At 35.7% G+C, this 16,993-nt stretch carries 18 protein-coding genes and 2 riboswitches; of the genes, 4 read left to right on the top strand and 14 right to left on the bottom strand.

Annotated features, from left to right (window positions below; translation table 11 throughout):
* Nucleotides 1–12: 12 nt before the first annotated feature.
* The 3 genes from VF726_RS28970 to VF726_RS28960 are packed head-to-tail and all read right to left on the bottom strand — an operon-like array spanning nucleotide 13 to nucleotide 1,462.
* Nucleotides 13–363 carry a hypothetical protein gene (locus VF726_RS28970; protein WP_440173687.1) on the bottom strand — a complete coding sequence of 117 codons (351 nt, stop codon included), beginning with the start codon at nucleotides 361–363 and terminating at the stop codon, nucleotides 13–15.
* On the bottom strand, nucleotides 360–551 hold the full coding sequence (locus tag VF726_RS28965; protein ID WP_440173685.1) for a hypothetical protein: 192 nt from the start codon (nucleotides 549–551) through the stop codon (nucleotides 360–362). The genes VF726_RS28970 and VF726_RS28965 overlap by 4 nt, the downstream gene beginning before the upstream one ends.
* A gap of 11 nt (nucleotides 552–562) precedes the next feature.
* Nucleotides 563–1,462, bottom strand: coding sequence for a helix-turn-helix transcriptional regulator (locus VF726_RS28960; RefSeq protein WP_440173682.1), 900 nt, complete (start codon nucleotides 1,460–1,462; stop codon nucleotides 563–565).
* 172 nt (nucleotides 1,463–1,634) lie between these two features.
* Here VF726_RS28960 and VF726_RS28955 point away from each other — a divergent pair, with 172 nt between their 5' ends.
* Nucleotides 1,635–2,102, top strand: coding sequence for a YusW family protein (locus VF726_RS28955; protein ID WP_440173679.1), 468 nt, complete (start codon nucleotides 1,635–1,637; stop codon nucleotides 2,100–2,102).
* 16 nt (nucleotides 2,103–2,118) lie between these two features.
* Here the strand turns inward: VF726_RS28955 and VF726_RS28950 are convergent, their stop codons facing one another.
* From VF726_RS28950 to VF726_RS28930, 5 genes are read right to left on the bottom strand one after another with little or no spacing between them, the layout of a single operon-like run.
* Entirely contained in the window at nucleotides 2,119–3,729 is a 1,611-nt protein-coding gene (locus VF726_RS28950; protein ID WP_440173678.1) for a peptide ABC transporter substrate-binding protein, read from the bottom strand.
* A 13-nt stretch (nucleotides 3,730–3,742) separates the two neighbouring features.
* Complete coding sequence (locus VF726_RS28945; RefSeq protein WP_440173677.1) at nucleotides 3,743–4,516, bottom strand: ABC transporter ATP-binding protein; 774 nt, start codon at nucleotides 4,514–4,516, stop codon at nucleotides 3,743–3,745.
* Nucleotides 4,513–5,523 carry an ABC transporter ATP-binding protein gene (locus VF726_RS28940; RefSeq protein ID WP_440173676.1) on the bottom strand — a complete coding sequence of 337 codons (1,011 nt, stop codon included), beginning with the start codon at nucleotides 5,521–5,523 and terminating at the stop codon, nucleotides 4,513–4,515. Before VF726_RS28940 ends, VF726_RS28945 begins: the two co-directional genes overlap by 4 nt.
* Nucleotides 5,480–6,484 carry an ABC transporter permease gene (locus VF726_RS28935; RefSeq protein ID WP_440173674.1) on the bottom strand — a complete coding sequence of 335 codons (1,005 nt, stop codon included), beginning with the start codon at nucleotides 6,482–6,484 and terminating at the stop codon, nucleotides 5,480–5,482. The genes VF726_RS28940 and VF726_RS28935 overlap by 44 nt, the downstream gene beginning before the upstream one ends.
* 17 nt (nucleotides 6,485–6,501) lie before the next feature.
* Entirely contained in the window at nucleotides 6,502–7,419 is a 918-nt protein-coding gene (locus VF726_RS28930) for an ABC transporter permease (protein WP_048528645.1), read from the bottom strand.
* A gap of 134 nt (nucleotides 7,420–7,553) precedes the next feature.
* Nucleotides 7,554–7,659: riboswitch (SAM riboswitch) on the bottom strand.
* Nucleotides 7,660–7,828: 169 nt separating this feature from the next.
* Here VF726_RS28930 and VF726_RS28925 point away from each other — a divergent pair.
* Nucleotides 7,829–8,044, top strand: coding sequence for a DUF3951 domain-containing protein (locus VF726_RS28925; RefSeq protein WP_242256379.1), 216 nt, complete (start codon nucleotides 7,829–7,831; stop codon nucleotides 8,042–8,044).
* 18 nt (nucleotides 8,045–8,062) lie between these two features.
* Here VF726_RS28925 and VF726_RS28920 read toward each other — a convergent pair whose 3' ends face one another.
* From VF726_RS28920 to VF726_RS28895, 6 genes are all read right to left on the bottom strand, one after another.
* Entirely contained in the window at nucleotides 8,063–8,566 is a 504-nt protein-coding gene (locus VF726_RS28920; protein ID WP_087958352.1) for a hypothetical protein, read from the bottom strand.
* A gap of 250 nt (nucleotides 8,567–8,816) precedes the next feature.
* A complete protein-coding gene (locus tag VF726_RS28915) occupies nucleotides 8,817–10,067 on the bottom strand; it encodes a multidrug effflux MFS transporter (protein ID WP_440173670.1) in 1,251 nt (416 codons plus the stop codon).
* A gap of 128 nt (nucleotides 10,068–10,195) precedes the next feature.
* Nucleotides 10,196–11,914 carry a DUF3981 domain-containing protein gene (locus VF726_RS28910; protein WP_440173734.1) on the bottom strand — a complete coding sequence of 573 codons (1,719 nt, stop codon included), beginning with the start codon at nucleotides 11,912–11,914 and terminating at the stop codon, nucleotides 10,196–10,198.
* A 78-nt stretch (nucleotides 11,915–11,992) separates the two neighbouring features.
* Nucleotides 11,993–12,526: an MFS transporter gene (locus tag VF726_RS28905; protein WP_078419377.1), complete on the bottom strand. Its 534-nt coding sequence runs from the start codon at nucleotides 12,524–12,526 to the stop codon at nucleotides 11,993–11,995.
* Nucleotides 12,523–13,959: an FAD-binding oxidoreductase gene (locus tag VF726_RS28900; protein ID WP_440173667.1), complete on the bottom strand. Its 1,437-nt coding sequence runs from the start codon at nucleotides 13,957–13,959 to the stop codon at nucleotides 12,523–12,525. Before VF726_RS28900 ends, VF726_RS28905 begins: the two co-directional genes overlap by 4 nt.
* A gap of 110 nt (nucleotides 13,960–14,069) precedes the next feature.
* The gene (locus VF726_RS28895; protein ID WP_440173664.1) at nucleotides 14,070–14,834 is read right to left on the bottom strand and encodes a hypothetical protein; all 765 of its coding nucleotides are present in this window, start codon (nucleotides 14,832–14,834) and stop codon (nucleotides 14,070–14,072) included.
* Nucleotides 14,835–14,979: 145 nt separating this feature from the next.
* Between VF726_RS28895 and VF726_RS28890 the strand changes: the two genes are divergently transcribed.
* On the top strand, nucleotides 14,980–15,888 hold the full coding sequence (locus VF726_RS28890) for an NAD(P)-dependent alcohol dehydrogenase (protein ID WP_440173661.1): 909 nt from the start codon (nucleotides 14,980–14,982) through the stop codon (nucleotides 15,886–15,888).
* A gap of 80 nt (nucleotides 15,889–15,968) precedes the next feature.
* Nucleotides 15,969–16,083: riboswitch (SAM riboswitch) on the top strand.
* Nucleotides 16,084–16,168: 85 nt separating this feature from the next.
* Nucleotides 16,169–16,981, top strand: coding sequence for a MetQ/NlpA family ABC transporter substrate-binding protein (locus tag VF726_RS28885; RefSeq protein WP_440173659.1), 813 nt, complete (start codon nucleotides 16,169–16,171; stop codon nucleotides 16,979–16,981).
* Nucleotides 16,982–16,993: the final 12 nt, after the last annotated feature.

Raw genomic sequence — 16,993 nt, 5'->3', positions numbered from 1 at the left:
TACCTTTTTATTTTATGCTTCTTTAACTACAGAGCTTCTTCTTCCCTTTACCATTCCTTTTATAGCTAAAGTCATCACTGCTACTGATTGTGTAACCAATACAATAACTAATAATGCAATAATATTTTTCTCTAAACTAACTCCTCCAAATATTATTGTATAATAGCCATTCGCTGCATATGTTGCGGGAAATAATTCGCCAATTGTTTGATATGTTTTAGAAAGCATTTCATGTGGTACGATTACACCCGAACTTACAAGTTGTAACGATAGCGAGATAATATTAAAAATCATACCTGCATTTCCAAACACAGTTAGAAACATTTGTGTTAATGAAAGAAATGCGAAGAAGACTATTGTCAATAATCCTCTTTACCTTCCTTTTGCATTGAACCAAAACTCATCATAAATATAAACATAAACATCAAATATGTTCTCCACGTCAAAGAAGGTATATGCCCTGACCAAAGATAGCTAACTAAATAGTTAATTCCCATAATACAAGACGATATTACTAAACTAATACTTATTAGTTTTACATATTTGAGCATATCTTTTCCCCTTACTTTTCTATTTCTTCAAATTGCAGATTTACCGGTTCTTCTAGTAGTGTTTCATAAAAGTTTTCAGCCAAATCTGTTGAAGGAATTTTTTCATCCACTTCATCAAATCGAATACTATCTAGCCACACACAGCCTTCTCCTGATAATAAAACGCCAAATGCAATACCAAGCGCTCCTTCTTTTATATCTAATACAACCGAGTACGATTGCCAGTTATTCGTATTTTTAATTGGGCGATTCTGCATGTTATCCATAGCGAGCGGTTCTGTATCTTTTCCGTCTACTCGCATCCACAACCCTGCCCAATCTCTTACGTTCTCACTCTTAACAAATGCTGTAAAACGTAATCTTTTCCCTACATATTTATCCGCTCGAAACATTTGCATTAATGTTGAAAATCCTCCATGCGTAACATTCTCTTTTGCTTTTATGTATGCAGATACTTTTCCTTGATGGACAACTTCATAATCTAAACCCATCTCATATTCAGCAGGATGGCTTCCACTTAAGATCCATCCTTTCGGTATACCCTTTTGCATTGAAACACCCTCTCTTTCTATATAAAATGACTGGAAGTACTTTCGATATTTCTTTGGTGGCAATTGAAACATTCTTTTAAAAGCTCTCGTAAATGCCTCTTGTGAGGAAAAACCATATTGCATTGCAATATCAATAACAGCTCTTTCAGTCGATACTAAAGCCTGTGCAGCATGAGTTAATCTTCTCTTTCGAATGTAATCCGTTACACTCATCCCAATATAACTTTGAAAAATACGATGAAAATGGTACATCGACACCGCACTGTGAGACGCCACTCTTTCTGTTGTAAGTTCCTCATGTAAGTGACTCTCTATATACTCAATTGCCTTCTTTATCATCTCTTTATATTCTTCATGCATTTTAGTCCCTCCTCACAACCTTAATTTACCATATACATACAAATCGTTTTTGATTTAAATTGCGGATTAATCTTTGTGGCTACAAGTTAATAATTTATTTTCAATGCATACATAATTACATGTTTTTTGGAAAAACTTGTATAGAAGCAATTTACATAAGGAGGAATTTATAATGAGAACTCTACTATCAGTTTTATTAGCTCTTATGCTAGTACCTGCATTAACAGGATGTAAAGCTCCTGCAAAAGAAGATACAACTTCTGATAAGAAAACGACGGAAGAAGCAAAAAATGAGGCTCCTGCAGATTTAAAACTTAATTTTAATGAATTTAGTTTAGATGCGGACTATCAAGATACGAAAAAAGACTACGAAGCTGATTATAAAAATGTAGCGGCTGATAAAAAAATGGAAGCAAAACTTGAAGACCACAAATCAAATGCAAAGTTCACAGGTGACGAAGCTATCACAAAATTAAGCCCACTTCTACAAGAATTAAAATTTGATAAAGATACTCCTGACCAAGAAGTAATCGATCAGGTAGTAAACGTGTTTAAACTTGATAAAGACTATCAAAAATTCGATTTAGAAGTTGTCTTCTCTGATGGAACAAAAAAGGAATATAAAAGAGAAATAAAATAAAGAAGTAGGCGGTTGCCTACTTCTTTATTTTTGCATATCTTAAATCTGGTTTAGATCCCACATAATATTGAAGTCCAGATACTGATCCTTTTTGTAAGTAAGAATCAGAAGGGAATATAATTGGAATTAACGGTGAATCTGTAAACATAATATCTTCTGCTTTATGCAATAAGTCAAAACGCTTGTCTTCATTTTGTTCCACTTCTGCTTCTTTTACTAAAGCGTCAAATTCTTTATTATGCCATTTTGCATAGTTGTTTGGACCATCACCTGCATATAAATCTAGTTTAGTAATTGGATCTAATAAAGAACCGCCCCATCCCATATAAGCTAATTGGAAATCACTTTGCTTATATGTGTCGATGTAACTCTTCCACTCTTTATTCTCTAATTTAATATCTACGCCAAGATTTTTCTTAAACATTTCTTGCATTGCTTCTGCTACTTTTTTATGTTGTGTATCTGTAGTGAATTTTAATGTTACTTCAGGTAATGTAGACCATCCTTGTTCTTTCATACCTTCTTCTAGTAACTTTTTCGCTTCTGCTGGATCAAATTTAACGTAACCACCTTTTTCTTTACGGAAATCACGGCCACTTTGTGTTTTTGCTCCTTCTGGAACGAATGCATTTGCTTCTTGTGCATTATTCTTATACAGTTTTTCAACGATGAACTTACGATCAACTGCTAATGAGAATGCTTTACGCACTTTCGCATTTGTGAATGGCTCTTTTTCTACGTTAAACGAATAAATATAAGATGAGAATCCTGCAACACGCTTATATTCTTTATTTCCTTTTTCTTTCTCAATCATTTCTTGTGGTAAGCTACTTAGTAAATCTAATTCTTTTGATTTGTACAATTGGTAAGCTGTTTTAGAGTCTGGAATAATACGAAACTCAATTTCTTTTAATGTTACCTTTTTATCATAGTATTCTTTATTTTTTTGCACTGTAATTGCTTGGTTATGCTTCCATTCTTTTAACGTGAATGGTCCGTTCGTAATTAACTCTTTTGGATCTGTTTTTAATTTATTATTATCATCAATTGATTTTTTAGATAATGGAATAAATAATGAACTCGCTAATTTTTGTTTAATAGAAGACACTGGGTGCTCAAGTGTTACCTTTAATGTTTGAGGATCAACAACTTGAATACCAACTTGGCCTTCTTCACCTTTTCCAGTATTATATGCCTCTGCCCCTTTAATAAAATACATTTCTGTCGCATTCATAGAACCCGTTTTTGGGTTTAACAATCGCTTCCATGCAAATTCAAAGTCATTTGCCGTAATAGGAGAACCATCTGACCATTTAATATCTTTCTTTAAATGAATTGTATATTCAGTTCCCTCAGTATTTACTTCTTCTTTCTCTGCTAATTCATTTTGATATTTCCCATCGCTATCTTGCGTATATAAGCTTGAGAATAAATGTCCAATTACATAACCTGACGTGCTATCTGTTGCAATAGCGGAATCGAGTGTATATGGGTCGCTACCAATATTCGTTACTAATCTATCCCCTTCTCCTTTACCAGCACTCGCCTTTTGTGCCTCTTTTTTACCACAAGCGACAGAAGTAATTGCTAATACGGTCATAATGACAAATAATAAAAACTTCTTCATCCTACATTCTCCTTTAACCCGAAATTTTTGGTGTTGACGCTAATAATGTTTTTGTATAAGAATGTTGTGGATTACGGAACACTTCATCCGTATTTCCAAATTCAACAAGTTCTCCTTTATATAAGACAGCCACTTTTTCACATAAGTAGTGAACCATCGGTAAATCGTGCGCGATAAATAAATATGTATAACCTTGCTCCTTTTGAATTTTCTGCAGTAAATGTACAACTTGAATTTGCAATGAAACATCTAACGCAGAAATTGGTTCATCAAGAATTAATACCTCAGGCTCACATAATAACGCCCTTGCAATAGCAATACGTTGACGTTGTCCTCCGCTAAATTCGTGCGGGTAACGATCAATATATCGTCTATCTAGTCCAACACGTTCTAGTGCATCACCTGCGACTTTATCTTTCAGCCCTTTATCGCCTAAACCGAATGAAATATAGCCTTCTGTTACGCTATCGCGTACTTTCCAGCGCGGATTTAATGCGGCTGTTGAATCTTGAAAAATGAACTGTACTTTCTGCAAGAAATCTCGCTTATGAGCTGACTTCAACTTGTGAACAACTTGACCGTTATAATCAATTTCACCAGACGTTGGACTCTCAATCCCAGCTATGAGCTTACCAAGTGTCGTTTTTCCTGAACCACTTTCTCCAATAATGCCAAGTGTTGTTCCTTTCGGGATAGAAAGTGATATTTCTTTTAGCGCTGCTATTTCTTTCTTTTTACTTCCATACGTCTTCGTTACTTGCTTTACAGTAATTAAATCTGTCTTCATGAGGCATTCACCTTCTCTTTTGATTTCGCTTGGTTATGCTCTAGAACATGCTGCCAACAATGTGAACTGTGTTCCGCGGAATATGTTGTTCTCTCTGGGAAACGATGAATGCATTCTTGTATTGCTACTGGACATCTATTTACAAATGGGCACCCAAAGCTGTTCAATGTTTCAATTGATGGTGTTGTTCCCTCAATTGCTCTAAGTACCTTTTCAGCATCATCCATATTCGGAATTGCTTGCAATAAACTTTTCGTATATGGGTGCTTCGGTGAACCTATTACTTCTTGTATCGTCCCTTTTTCAACAACACGTCCCCCGTACATCACAACTACTCGATCTGCTACTTCACGTACAAGCGCCAAATCATGTGTAATTAATAAAATACTCGTATTTTGTTTTTCTTTTCGCTCTTTTAATAACCCCATAATTTGTTTTTGAATCGTTACATCTAATGCAGTTGTAGGCTCATCTGCAATAACGAGCTTTGGGTGACAAGCAAATGCAATTGCTAAACAAATACGTTGCCTCATACCTCCGCTTAATTGATGTGGGTACTGTTCAAAACGTTTCTCTGCTTCATGTATCCCTAAATCATTTAATAAGTTAATTGCAATTTCTTTTGCTTCTCTTTTCGATTTTTTCTCATGTTGCAAAATCACTTCTGTAATTTGCCTTCCCACCTTCATCGTCGGATTTAAAGATGAAAGTGGATCTTGAAAGATAAAAGAAATATCCTTCCCACGAACTTGATTCCATTCTGATTCTTGTAGATTCGTTAATTCCTCTGATTCAAAAGATATATTTCCATCATCAATATGAATTGATTCTTGATTTAAGCCGATAATAGATTGTGCTGTAACACTTTTCCCTGAGCCACTTTCTCCTACAAGCGCAACTATTTCACCTTCACTAATAGAAAAGGAAACATGCTTCACAATTGCTTGTTTACTATTCTCTTTTTCAACGGCTAACGTTACGTTTTCTAAAGATAAGAGCTGTCCCATGTTTTTTCTCCTTTCGATTCTGTTTTACGATTTTTGGATCAATTGCATCTTGTAAGCCATCACCAATTGCATTAAATGCGAACATGATGAGTGCAATCATGATTGCCGGGAAGAATAATTGCCACCACTCTCCGCTTAGCAATGTCCCGAGTGCATCGTTCGTCATCGTTCCCCAGCTAGCCGCTGGTGATTGCACTCCGAGTCCGATAAAGCTTAAAAATGATTCTGAGAAAATAGCTGCCGGAATTGTAAATGATAAATTTACGATAATAATGCCTGTTAAGTTTGGAATTAAGTGTCCATATATAATTTTCATATGAGACGTACCTAACCGCTCTGCTGCGATAACAAATTCTCTTTGTTTTAAAGACAAGACTTGGGCTCTAATGAGGCGTGCCATGCCAATCCAACCTGTTAATGCAAGAGCGATTATAATTGTAAAAAGTCCTGGTTTCATCACGATCAATAGTAAAATAACAATTAATAAATATGGGATACCATATAACACTTCAATCCCTCTTATAATCCATTCATCTATTAACGTTCCAAGACGATTACGCCCTCTTACATATCCGCTAAATCCTCCGATCAGTACACCAAGCCCTATGTCTAGCGCTGCTGCTACCAATCCAACTGTTAGCGAGATTTTCCCACCAGCCCAAGTACGCGCCCATATGTCTCTTCCTAAATCATCGGTTCCGAACCAATGCTCGCTACTAGGAGGTAAATTAGTTGCTTCTTTCACTTGTTCACTCGCAGTAAATGACGTTAAACTTTCGCCAATTAGTGAGAAAATAATAATTAGTAATAGCGTCACTGCCCCTAAAACTGCTATAGGGTTTGATATAAACTTGCGAAACACTTCCTTCTTTCGGCTAATTGTTTGCTGCTCTTTATTTATCGTTAATTCTTTTTTCTCTTCATTCGTTAATAACTGTTTATTGATTTCATAAGCTCCCATTTAAATGTCCCCCCTCCTTACGTAATAGAACGAATACGTGGATCAACAATACGGTGAATAATATCTGTAATGAAAATACAAGAAATTAATAATGCACTATAGAAAATCGTCGTTCCCATAATGACCGGATAATCCCGGTTAAAAATACTATCTACGAAATATTTTCCTAGACCAGGAATGGAAAATATTTTTTCAATAACGAAAGTCCCTGTTAAAAGTCCAGCCATTAAAGGCCCAACAAATGTAAGAACTGGAACAATTGCATTTCGAAGGGCATGCCTTATAATAATCTTCTTAATTGGTATACCTTTCGCTCTTGCTAATTTAATATAATCACTCTGCAATACTTCAATCATATTAGAGCGAACAAATCTCGTAATAACCGCGATTGGCCCTAACGCTAATGCGAAGGATGGCAATACGGTATGTTCGAATGTGCCCCAAGACGCTACTGGTAACAGTTCAAACTGTATAGCAAATACTTGTATAAATAATGGTGCTAAAATAAAACTTGGAATAGATATACCGAGAATGGCAAGTAAGCTCACACTATAATCAATTACTTTCCCATGATATAGGGCTGCAAATGTACCTGCTGCAATTCCGACTAATAATGAAATAATAAGTGCTTGTAAACCAATAATCGCTGAAGGACCAAATCCTGTCGTTATAATTTCTGATACACCTTGACCTGTGGATTGAACAGATTCACCAAAATCAAAATGAACTACGCCGTCTAAATAAGCGACATATTGATTCCATAACGGTTCATCGAGGTGATACTTCGCTCTCATGTTTTGTATCACTTCTTCAGGAAAGATTTTCGCATCTGATGAAAATGGATCCCCCGGAATAATATGCATAATCAAAAATGTTACTGTCGTAATGACCCATAGCGTGAAAACCATAACCGATAGTTTTTTAATAACATACACTTCAATAACCCCCTAAACAAATGAATTTACTTTGTTTTAATGACATATTTGTTCCTATTACCTTTCCGCTTCTTAAAATACAAAAAGCCTTGATCTTAAAAAATAAGATCAAGGCTTAATAAACGAAGGCCCATCACTTATCTTTCAAGACTTGCTTGCTGGAATTAGCACGGTGTTCATCTTACAGAACCCGCTGCTGAGGTGTCATAGGGCCAGTCCCTCTACCTCTCTGGATAAGTAAATTGCTATATTATTATTTGGTTCAAATTGTATATTTCGAATTATAATTCTGAAAAAATGAAAAGTCAATCAAATTGGATATATTTAGAAAAATCAGTTTTTAATGTCATTTATCGAAATTATAGTTTTCACTTATACTAAAAAGAAATACTGTTAAAGGAGTTATAAGATGGATCCCTTACTTCTTGCTACTATAGGATTACCCTTAACAATCGTTATACTTGTCATCATCGGCTTCTATAAACTCTTTATTAAAAAGAAACATATCACTTCTTTTTATACTCCATTCGATAATATTACCGGTCAAACCATTTCTGAATTTCACGAAGAACAGAAGGTATTAGTATCCGAGGATGAAGACGGAGATGGTAAGAAGAAAAAATAACCTTGCGCGTGCGCAAGGTTATTTTTTCGTTTCTGCTTGAAAACGTTTATAGTATGTCGATGCTGTTGAAAAATTAATTTCTATATCACGAATCAAAGATGAATCTTCTTCTTTAGCTAACTTCTGTAATTTTTTCATCGCTTGTTCTGCTTCATTTAAGAAACCAACATACATTTCATGTTCTTGTTCTTTCGACTTCGGCACACGAATTTCTTTACGTATGTGATCTATATCTTCTAACATGCCCGTTGTTACCTTCTGCACGTCTTCTTTATATTTAGCATTCGTTATTTCCTTACCGCCCTTTTCTTTTGCCACTTCCCATAACTGTAATGCTTTATTAATTTCTTTATTCATTTTCATATCGTATTTTTCATGTACTGCACGGTATTCTTTCATCTCTTCTGTTTGCTCAGTAGATTGCTCTACCTTTTCTTTCGGTTCTTTCGTATCTTTATTTCCATTACATCCCGCTAAAAGGATCATACTTCCCATTACAGCAATACCCAAAACCTTCTTCATCTCTTCTTCTCCTTTTATCTACAGCTACTACTCATTATAGTTTCTTATATCTCCACTTGTTATTATACCGAGAACATCCTACTTTTTACACTTAAGACGATACCTTAATATACATGCCTACATTTTTGTCACAGTATCGTCACTTTCTGCAAATAACTTTTGCATCAACTTGCGAAGCTGCATTCATTATTTCAAAGAAATGAAAAAAGAGCTGATTCAAAATGTATTTGAATCAGCTCTTTTTTATAATTTAAGCCTCTAAATTTTGTCTTTGTTGCATTTCAAACTGCTTTTCACTTCTTCTGGCCATAAATAGATAACATAATACAGCACCAATTTCACAAAGAGCGATCACAACCCCCATCGGTAATGCAGTGTTGCTTCCCCCAATACCTACTAACGGTGCAACAAGTGCTCCTGAAATGAACTGTAATAATCCTAATAAGGCTGATGCTGTTCCTGCGGCTTGTTTCTGATTTCTCATCGCTAACGAGAACCCAGTCGTTGATACAACCCCGACACTTGATACGACAAGGAATAACGAGCATAAAACACCAATTAAACCTATTCCTAGTAAGATTGTCAGTAGTAAAGATAAACCGCCAACAGCTGCGATAATAATACCAGCAACAAATAAAGTCTTCTCATTCACTTTCCCTGCTAAACGACCCGTTACCTGACTAGCAATAATAATACCGATACCGTTGATTGCAAAGAATAAACTAAATTGCTGTGGTGATGCTCCGTATATGTTCTGTAAAACAAATGGTGAGCCCGAAATGTACGCAAACATTGCCGCCGTTACTAGCCCTTGTGACAATGCATATCCCATAAACAGACGATCCTTTAACAGTTTTCCGTACGTCGCCAATGTTCCTGACAATCCACCCATTTCTCTCTCTTCAGGAGGTAATGTTTCACGTAATACGAAAGTAGCTGATATTAACATGAATACACTAATTGCTCCAAGAACGATGAAAACACCGCGCCATGTTGTAAATTGTAACAATTGTCCTCCAATAATCGGTGCCAAAATAGGCGCTGCTCCGTTTACTAACATAAGCAGTGAGAAAAACTTCGTCATTTCAGAACCTGAATACATGTCACGTACCATTGCACGTGATATAACAATCCCAGCCGATCCTGAAGCCCCTTGTAAGAAGCGCAATAACACTAAACTCCAAATAGATGGCGCAACAGCACAAAGTAAAGAAGAAGCAACATAAATAATAAGAGCAATAATAAGAGGTTTGCGCCTTCCGTAAATATCACTAATTGAACCGACAAATAATTGCCCTACTGAAAGCCCAAGTAAACAAGCTGTTAATGTTAGCTGCGCTAGGGATGCACCTGTTTGTAGGTCATCTGTTAATTTCGGTAAAGAAGGCAAATACATATCAATAGATAATGGCCCAATCGCCGTAAGTGTCCCTAGTACAAGAATCATCCATAACCTATTTGTCTTTACAGGTTTATATATTTCTTGATTAACTCCATTCACTTTTTCCGTTCACCCTTTCCTATAACTACTAAATCGTAACAATTATAGTTACAACATAAACATACGTCAAGTATAGTGCATTTTCCTGTTTCATACTGTAAAAAAAAAGCGATAGAATTTCTATCGCTTTACTTTTTCAAATTGCTATTTGCAAATTTAGATACGGAAGACATCGCCTCTCCTGTATCTAAATATGTGATTTGAATTGGATCGCCCACTTCTGTAAACATAGCATATGGGAATTTTTTCACAGGTATCATAAATACTTTTTGTTCATTCTCTAACAGTACATACACAATTGTATTTTCACCTGATTTTTCTTTATACACACGTTGTACAACGCCTTCTTTTTGTGCCTCTTTACCACTTGAAGTCGGTCTAAATGAATCTCCACTTCCGCTCAGTGCATTTTTATAATTCTCAAGCGCTTCTTTTTGCGTCGAACCTGTTGCAAATATTTTTGCATTAGAAGCATAGATAACTGTATGAGCACGTACTAACCCTCCGTCATCAATAACAGGTACAATCCAAGAAGGTTTACCGTACACGTTATAAATAACCGGCATCGTTCCATGCCATTTCTCTCTCTTAAAGGAATTATCCACTACTTCCGAAGCAGCTGAACCATCCATAATTCCCTTCACTTCTTTTCCGTTATAGTAATATAACTTACCTGTACGCGCATCAATAAGTGAGTAACCTAACGCAGAATCTACTCCTTCTTTCGGAGAGGTGAAATCAGTAAAGTAATATAACGTTCCATCCTTACCGAAGATTGGTGTAACTCCTTCTTTCGTTCCCCACTCAGTCGGGATCTTCATATCCGTTTGTGAGAATTTTGTATTCCAAAATCCGTGAATATATTTACCGAAATACGTATTTAATGTAGATGCAGTCTCGTGATTTAATACGCCATCAACAAATTTAGGTGCCTTTCCTTTGTCGTATCTTTTCACTTCACCTGTTTGTGCGTCTACTACTACAACGCCCTCTACTTCAAATCCAGATCTTCCTGAAATAAATTCACCATACGTCATTGTATAATAAGGTTTCCCTTTATCATCTACTTCAAATTTAGGGTTCCCTTTAAAGATTAGATTTGGTTCTGCTTTCCTTACAACACGCTCTAAATTATTCCCGAAAAACATGCTTGGCACATATTTCATTTTATAACCTAGGTGCAGTTTTGCTTCCGCATCCGGGTTCGTACCTGACATCGTTACGTATCCTGGAATTGTCTCTGCTTTACGTGCTTTAAAAAAGCCTGAAACTTCAATTGGTGCTACATATAAAGCCTCGCCATTTACCATTTGTGGCGTTAATTCTCCTAGTTCAAAATAAGCTACTTTCGGAATATCTCCAAATACTTTTTTCATCTTATTTTCCGCTGTCTTTGGCGGCACTGTAAACGGCTGATCATTTTCAGTAAATGGCTCTGAAATATCTTTCTCTACCTTTACAACAGAATCATATTTTTTTTGCGTGATTACTATATCGTGCAAATAACCAAAATAGCCGTAACTTGCTAGTAAAACAAACATGAGAAGCCCTTTTAACGTACCTTCTAATTTCCCTATTTGATTTTGTGAAAATAAAACAAGCCCAATTAAAACCGCTACTGCAACGGCATAATGAGTAAGAATCGAATCTGCTCGATCATCAATTAGCCAAAGATATTCATAGATTGCAATACCTATCCAAAATAAAACAGGAATAACTAAAATGGATGATTTCTTACCCTTTACAACCTTCTCATCCCCTTTCTTATCCACTGCTCGAAGTTTACTACCGCTTCTTGTCCATGGAATCAAAAACAAAGTGAGAATAGCTAAAATTAAAAATTTCATCAAAGGCAATGTCCCCTTTTCTTTTATTTTCCCTTTTAGTATAACAAATAAAGGGTATTCAGGTAAAAATGGGGGTAATTATATTTTTTTACTACTTAATACAACTCCGCTTACTACATATAAGATAGATGCAATATAAAAAATCGTACCAATCGTAAAGAAATCTACTAAATATCCCGTTGCAATAATTGCTACTGCTCCTCCAATCGATGTCCACACATGATATTTTCCAATCTCATAACCAGCATTTTCTTGTACAACCTTTCGTGCTAACGACGTCTTCTCTGTATTACGCTGCACAGCACCTAAAACCCCCATTACAATTTGAAGAATATACACATGCCAGACTTCCGTGGCAATCGGGAAACAAAGCATTAATACTGCCATAGACCAAGCATATATAATTAATAATTTCCGATCACCTACTCGGTCAGACACCTTTCCTACTACCGGATATACAAGTGCTGAAGTTAAAGCGAATAAGCCATACGCCCAGCCAAATTGCGAGAAGCTATTCCCAACGTTTCGAAGCAATAGTATATAAAAAGGAAACACCATACTTCCCGCCATCATAATGATGCTTTGTGAGGCTACAAATCTTCTATATGTCATTTCGTATACTCCCTATAAAATAAATTCACAAATCTCTCTTTTGGATCCGCTTCTTTTTTCTTCTGAAGGAATTCTTCTATACGAGGATATGCCCTCTTTAACTGCTCCTTCGTTGGGTAAGAATAGTACGGTAAATAATAACTTCCATTATGCTTTAAAGTAACATCAATCATCTTCTGAATGACCACTTTTGTTTTCTTTATTTCATCCTCTGAGCGCCCTTGATTAATTAAAAGCACAAGTGCAAACATATCATCTTTCGCATAAGATAGTACCGCATTCTCATTCTTTTCTACATAGCGGATTGTAATATTAAGAAGGTTTAATTCTTCTTCATTTAAAACACTCCGCAAGTCATCTATATATGCTGCAAAACTGTCTATCGGTACGAAATACTCCTGTAAAACCTCAGTCAAGTTTGGGTTATCGTATTCCATAAAGGCACTATCCGATCTCATTACATTATTTCGCGTTTCGTACTTACCATTTGTACTTTCAAAATAACTTCTTTGTATATCCCAAAATGTATCTTTTCCCCAATCACTATAGCGTGATAAACCGAGTAAAAACTTTGGCGCAGCTATAATATTTTCTTCTTTTAATTCACTGTACTCTCTCAACTTCTGCTGATCTTTTGCTAATACATAATCTGTCACATACATTTCTTTTAAAAATGAATGTGGGGCAACAGAAATACGTGCTAAATGCATACGTATATCCTCATCCCTTCGCACTTTATTCTTAAAATATGAAGAGTATTCCTTATAATCTAGTACCTTCGTATGCGTTTCATACAATTCATCTTTTGTTAACTTTAGTGTCACATCTAAAATCACGCCAAACAATCCGTATCCCCCAATTACATACGGAAACAAATCAGCATTCTCTTCTCTACTTACATTACGCACCGTACCATTTGCCATTAACAATCTAAATGACTCTACTGTATCAATCAATGCTTCATGACGAATGTCACGCCCATGTACATTTACACTTAATGAACCACCAACAGTAAAAATATTTTGAGATTGCATGACTTGAACCGCAAGACCATACGGATTAATTTTCTTTTGAATGTCATTCCATGTGACACCGCTTTGCACCCTAATCCTCTTCTTCTCCGGATTAAACTCTAATATTTCATTATATCCTTTCATATCAAGTATCGTACCGTTCGGATAATACGTCTGTCCGCCTTGGCTATGTTGCATACCTGCGATAGAAATTTTCTCCCCAGAAACATTTGCATCTTGCACAACCTGTTTTAATGAAATTTCATCCTCAGCATTTTCAACACGTTTTATTTTCGTCGGGAGTAACTTTCCTACATCGCTCATAATCGGATGATTTAATTGCTCTTTATATGTATTTACAGATGTCGCAAGCAACACTGTATAAACTATCATAACCACCGCTATCTTTCTTTTTTTCAAATGACACTCTCCTCTTCTACAATTTTCCCTCTTCATATTGTACCTATTTTCCTTTGAAGAAAGTATACAAAAAAGAGGGCACCTTATTTTAGGTCCCCTCATCAAAACTGTTACTTTGCTACTGGCAATTGTATTGGGTCAAACTTTTCGTACGACGTATATTTTGCGTTCGTAATAATGTGTGCTTTATCCTTGCCATTACTACTCATAATCATGTCTATCTTTGCTGATTCATATTTAAAATCTTTTGTAATGATATATTCTGCGTCCACTTCTTCTATCTTCGCATTTTGTGCTTGTAACATTTTCTTCTGCGTTTCATCCATGCTAGTTAACATACTTTCTGTTTCTTGCCCTTTTAATGTAAATTTCAGTTTATATTTATCTCCGCTTTTCTCCATCTTCATTTTATCTAAAACTACTTCCGGTACTTCTAACTTATCTATAATATCTTGAGTTGCTTTCATTCCACCAGCGTTTAATTGCTCCTCTGGCACGGTTATAACTTCTCCTGTATTAGGGTTTTTCACCTCACCAGCTACTTTACCATCCACAGTATACACTACAACATCTGTACCAGAAATATTCATTTCAGAACGAGAATTCTTTGTCTTTGGCTCTAATTGCATCTTAGCCTTTAATATATCCATCTCTGTTCCTTCAGCTTTTATCCCTACATCATATGTCATCGTTACATGTTCTTCATTTTTAAAAGCTTCGTTCGTTTTCTTGAAAACATCCTTCGCTGCTAATTCCTTTTCTTTTTGAACAGATTCTTTTTTCGGTTCATCCGTCTTTGCTGTTTTCTCATTACTACATCCTACCCCTAGACTGATTGCAAGTACTAAACTTGAAACAAAAATAATTTTTTTCATAATGTCGCCCCCTTTCCCAAAATAATATCACCTCTTTTCCTATGAAATCTATATAATTTTCAATCTATATTTGCTATATAGCGACATGTTTAATGAAGAGCTTAAATATGATGTAAATAACAACAACTCATTTCAGGAGGTCATTATGAAAGCAATTATTTGCACAAAGTATGGACCACCTAACGTTCTTCAGCTTCAAAATATAGAGAAACCTACTCCTAAAAAGAACGAAGTATTAGTTAAAATTCATGCAACAAGTGTATCGACTGGAGACTGTAGAATACGCGGTTTTAATAGTCCCCTCTTATTTTGGATTCCTATGCGGATCATATTAGGTTTCAGAAAACCGAGAAACCCTATACTTGGTGTAGAATTAGCTGGAGAAATTGAGGAAATTGGAACAGATGTAACTCAATTTAAAAAAGGGGATCAAATTTTTGCATTAACAGAACTAAACCTCGGTGGTTATGCCGAGTACACATGCGTACATGAAAGTGGATTAATCACATTAAAACCTACCAATGTGACGTATGAAGAAGCGGCAGTTATTCCTTTTGGTGGAACTTCAGCATTGCATTTCCTGAGAAAGGGCCGTATAAAAAAAGGGCAACAAGTGCTCATATATGGTGCCTCAGGATCGGTAGGAACAGCTGCTGTACAACTTGCTAAATATTTCGGTGCGACCGTTACGGCTGTTTGTAGTCATTCAAATTTTGAACTCGTTCAATCTTTAGGAGCTGATAACGTAATCGATTATACGAAAGAAGATTTTACTAAGCAGGGCGAGCGCTACGATATTATATTTGATGCAGTCGGGAAGTATAAAAAATCCCTTTGTACAAATACATTAACACCCAATGGAAAATATGTATCTGTTAATGGAATGATGGCAAAGGTAAGTAAAGAGGATATGATTCTACTAAAAGAACTAACTGAAACAGAACATTTAAAGCCTGTTATTGATAGAACCTACCAATTAGAAGAAATTGCTGAAGCTCATATGTATGTGGAAAAGGGACATAAGAAAGGTAACGTTTCGATTACCTTAAAATAAAATATATTCAGAAAATAACATTGACAATTCTTTTTGTAAGATTTACTATTAGTACCATATTAAAAAACTACATACACATACTCTTATCAAGAGTGGCGGAGGGACTGGCCCGATGATGCCCGGCAACCGAGCTTATAACGTATAAGCTAAGGTGCTAATTCCTGCAAAACGATTTTTCGTTTTGGAAGATAAGAGAGGAAACTATTTTGTCTATTCGGCACCTCTCTTATTTTTGAGAGGTGCTTTTTATTTTGGAACGTATATGAAGGGGGAATTATAGATGAAAAAAGTATTATTGAGCATTGTAAGTGGAGCTGTATTATTATTAGGTGCATGTGGTGCTAATTCCGATAAAGAGGTAAAAACGTTAGATGAGAAAAAGATTACTGTCGGCGTAACTGGCGGACCGCATGAACAAATCTTTGAAAAGGTGAAAGAAGTGGCAGCGAAAGACGGACTCGAAATTGATGTAAAAGTATTTAATGATTATGTAGCACCCAACGTATCCTTAGATGAAAAAAGTCTTGATGTAAATAGCTATCAAACAAAATCTTATTTAGACGTATTTAAAGCTGAGCGCAATATGAAATTAACGGAAGTATTTTCAACAGTAACATTCCCTATGGGTGTATATTCTAAAAGCTTAAAGGATGTAAAAGATTTAAAAGAGGGCGATGCGATTGCTGTGCCAAATGATCCAACGAATGAACTTCGAGCTTTAAAACTATTTGAAAAAGCAGGTGTTTTAAAAGTGGATCCAAAGGCGACAGAAAAAGCGACTGCGAAAGATGTCATTGAAAATCCGAAAAAATTAAAGATTGTTGAATTAGAGGCATCTCAATTACCGACACAACTAAGCGAAGTGAAAGCAGCTGCAATTAATACAAACTTTGCATTAGGTGCAAAATTAAGCCCTGCGAAAGATTCTATCTTCCGCGAGGGAAAAGATTCACCATATGTGAACTGGGTCGTTGTTCGTACTGAAAATAAAGATGATGCTGTTGTAAATAAATTAAAGAAAGCTTATCAATCTAAAGAAGTAAAAGAATTTATCGAGAAAAAATTTGATGGTTCTGTTTTACCGTCTTGGTAGGAGCTGACGATA

Source organism: Bacillus sp. Brlt_9 (assembly GCF_051948935.1).
Classification (GTDB): Bacteria; Bacillota; Bacilli; order Bacillales; family Bacillaceae_G; genus Bacillus_A.
Note: the sequence above shows the minus strand (reverse complement) of the source record. Positions and strands in the feature narration are given on the sequence as shown.

Bases quoted from the DNA above. Each gene is read 5' to 3' on its own strand.
- VF726_RS28965 (WP_440173685.1), bottom strand. From the start codon at position 551: ATGCTCAAATATGTAAAACTAATAAGTATTAGTTTAGTAATATCGTCT.
- VF726_RS28960 (WP_440173682.1), bottom strand. From the start codon at position 1,462: ATGCATGAAGAATATAAAGAGATGATAAAGAAGGCAATTGAGTATATA.
- VF726_RS28955 (WP_440173679.1), top strand. From the start codon at position 1,635: ATGAGAACTCTACTATCAGTTTTATTAGCTCTTATGCTAGTACCTGCA.
- VF726_RS28950 (WP_440173678.1), bottom strand. From the start codon at position 3,729: ATGAAGAAGTTTTTATTATTTGTCATTATGACCGTATTAGCAATTACT.
- VF726_RS28945 (WP_440173677.1), bottom strand. From the start codon at position 4,516: ATGAAGACAGATTTAATTACTGTAAAGCAAGTAACGAAGACGTATGGA.
- VF726_RS28940 (WP_440173676.1), bottom strand. From the start codon at position 5,523: ATGGGACAGCTCTTATCTTTAGAAAACGTAACGTTAGCCGTTGAAAAA.
- VF726_RS28935 (WP_440173674.1), bottom strand. From the start codon at position 6,484: ATGGGAGCTTATGAAATCAATAAACAGTTATTAACGAATGAAGAGAAA.
- VF726_RS28925 (WP_242256379.1), top strand. From the start codon at position 7,829: ATGGATCCCTTACTTCTTGCTACTATAGGATTACCCTTAACAATCGTT.
- VF726_RS28920 (WP_087958352.1), bottom strand. From the start codon at position 8,566: ATGAAGAAGGTTTTGGGTATTGCTGTAATGGGAAGTATGATCCTTTTA.
- VF726_RS28910 (WP_440173734.1), bottom strand. From the start codon at position 11,914: ATGAAATTTTTAATTTTAGCTATTCTCACTTTGTTTTTGATTCCATGG.
- VF726_RS28905 (WP_078419377.1), bottom strand. From the start codon at position 12,526: ATGACATATAGAAGATTTGTAGCCTCACAAAGCATCATTATGATGGCG.
- VF726_RS28895 (WP_440173664.1), bottom strand. From the start codon at position 14,834: ATGAAAAAAATTATTTTTGTTTCAAGTTTAGTACTTGCAATCAGTCTA.
- VF726_RS28890 (WP_440173661.1), top strand. From the start codon at position 14,980: ATGAAAGCAATTATTTGCACAAAGTATGGACCACCTAACGTTCTTCAG.
- VF726_RS28885 (WP_440173659.1), top strand. From the start codon at position 16,169: ATGAAAAAAGTATTATTGAGCATTGTAAGTGGAGCTGTATTATTATTA.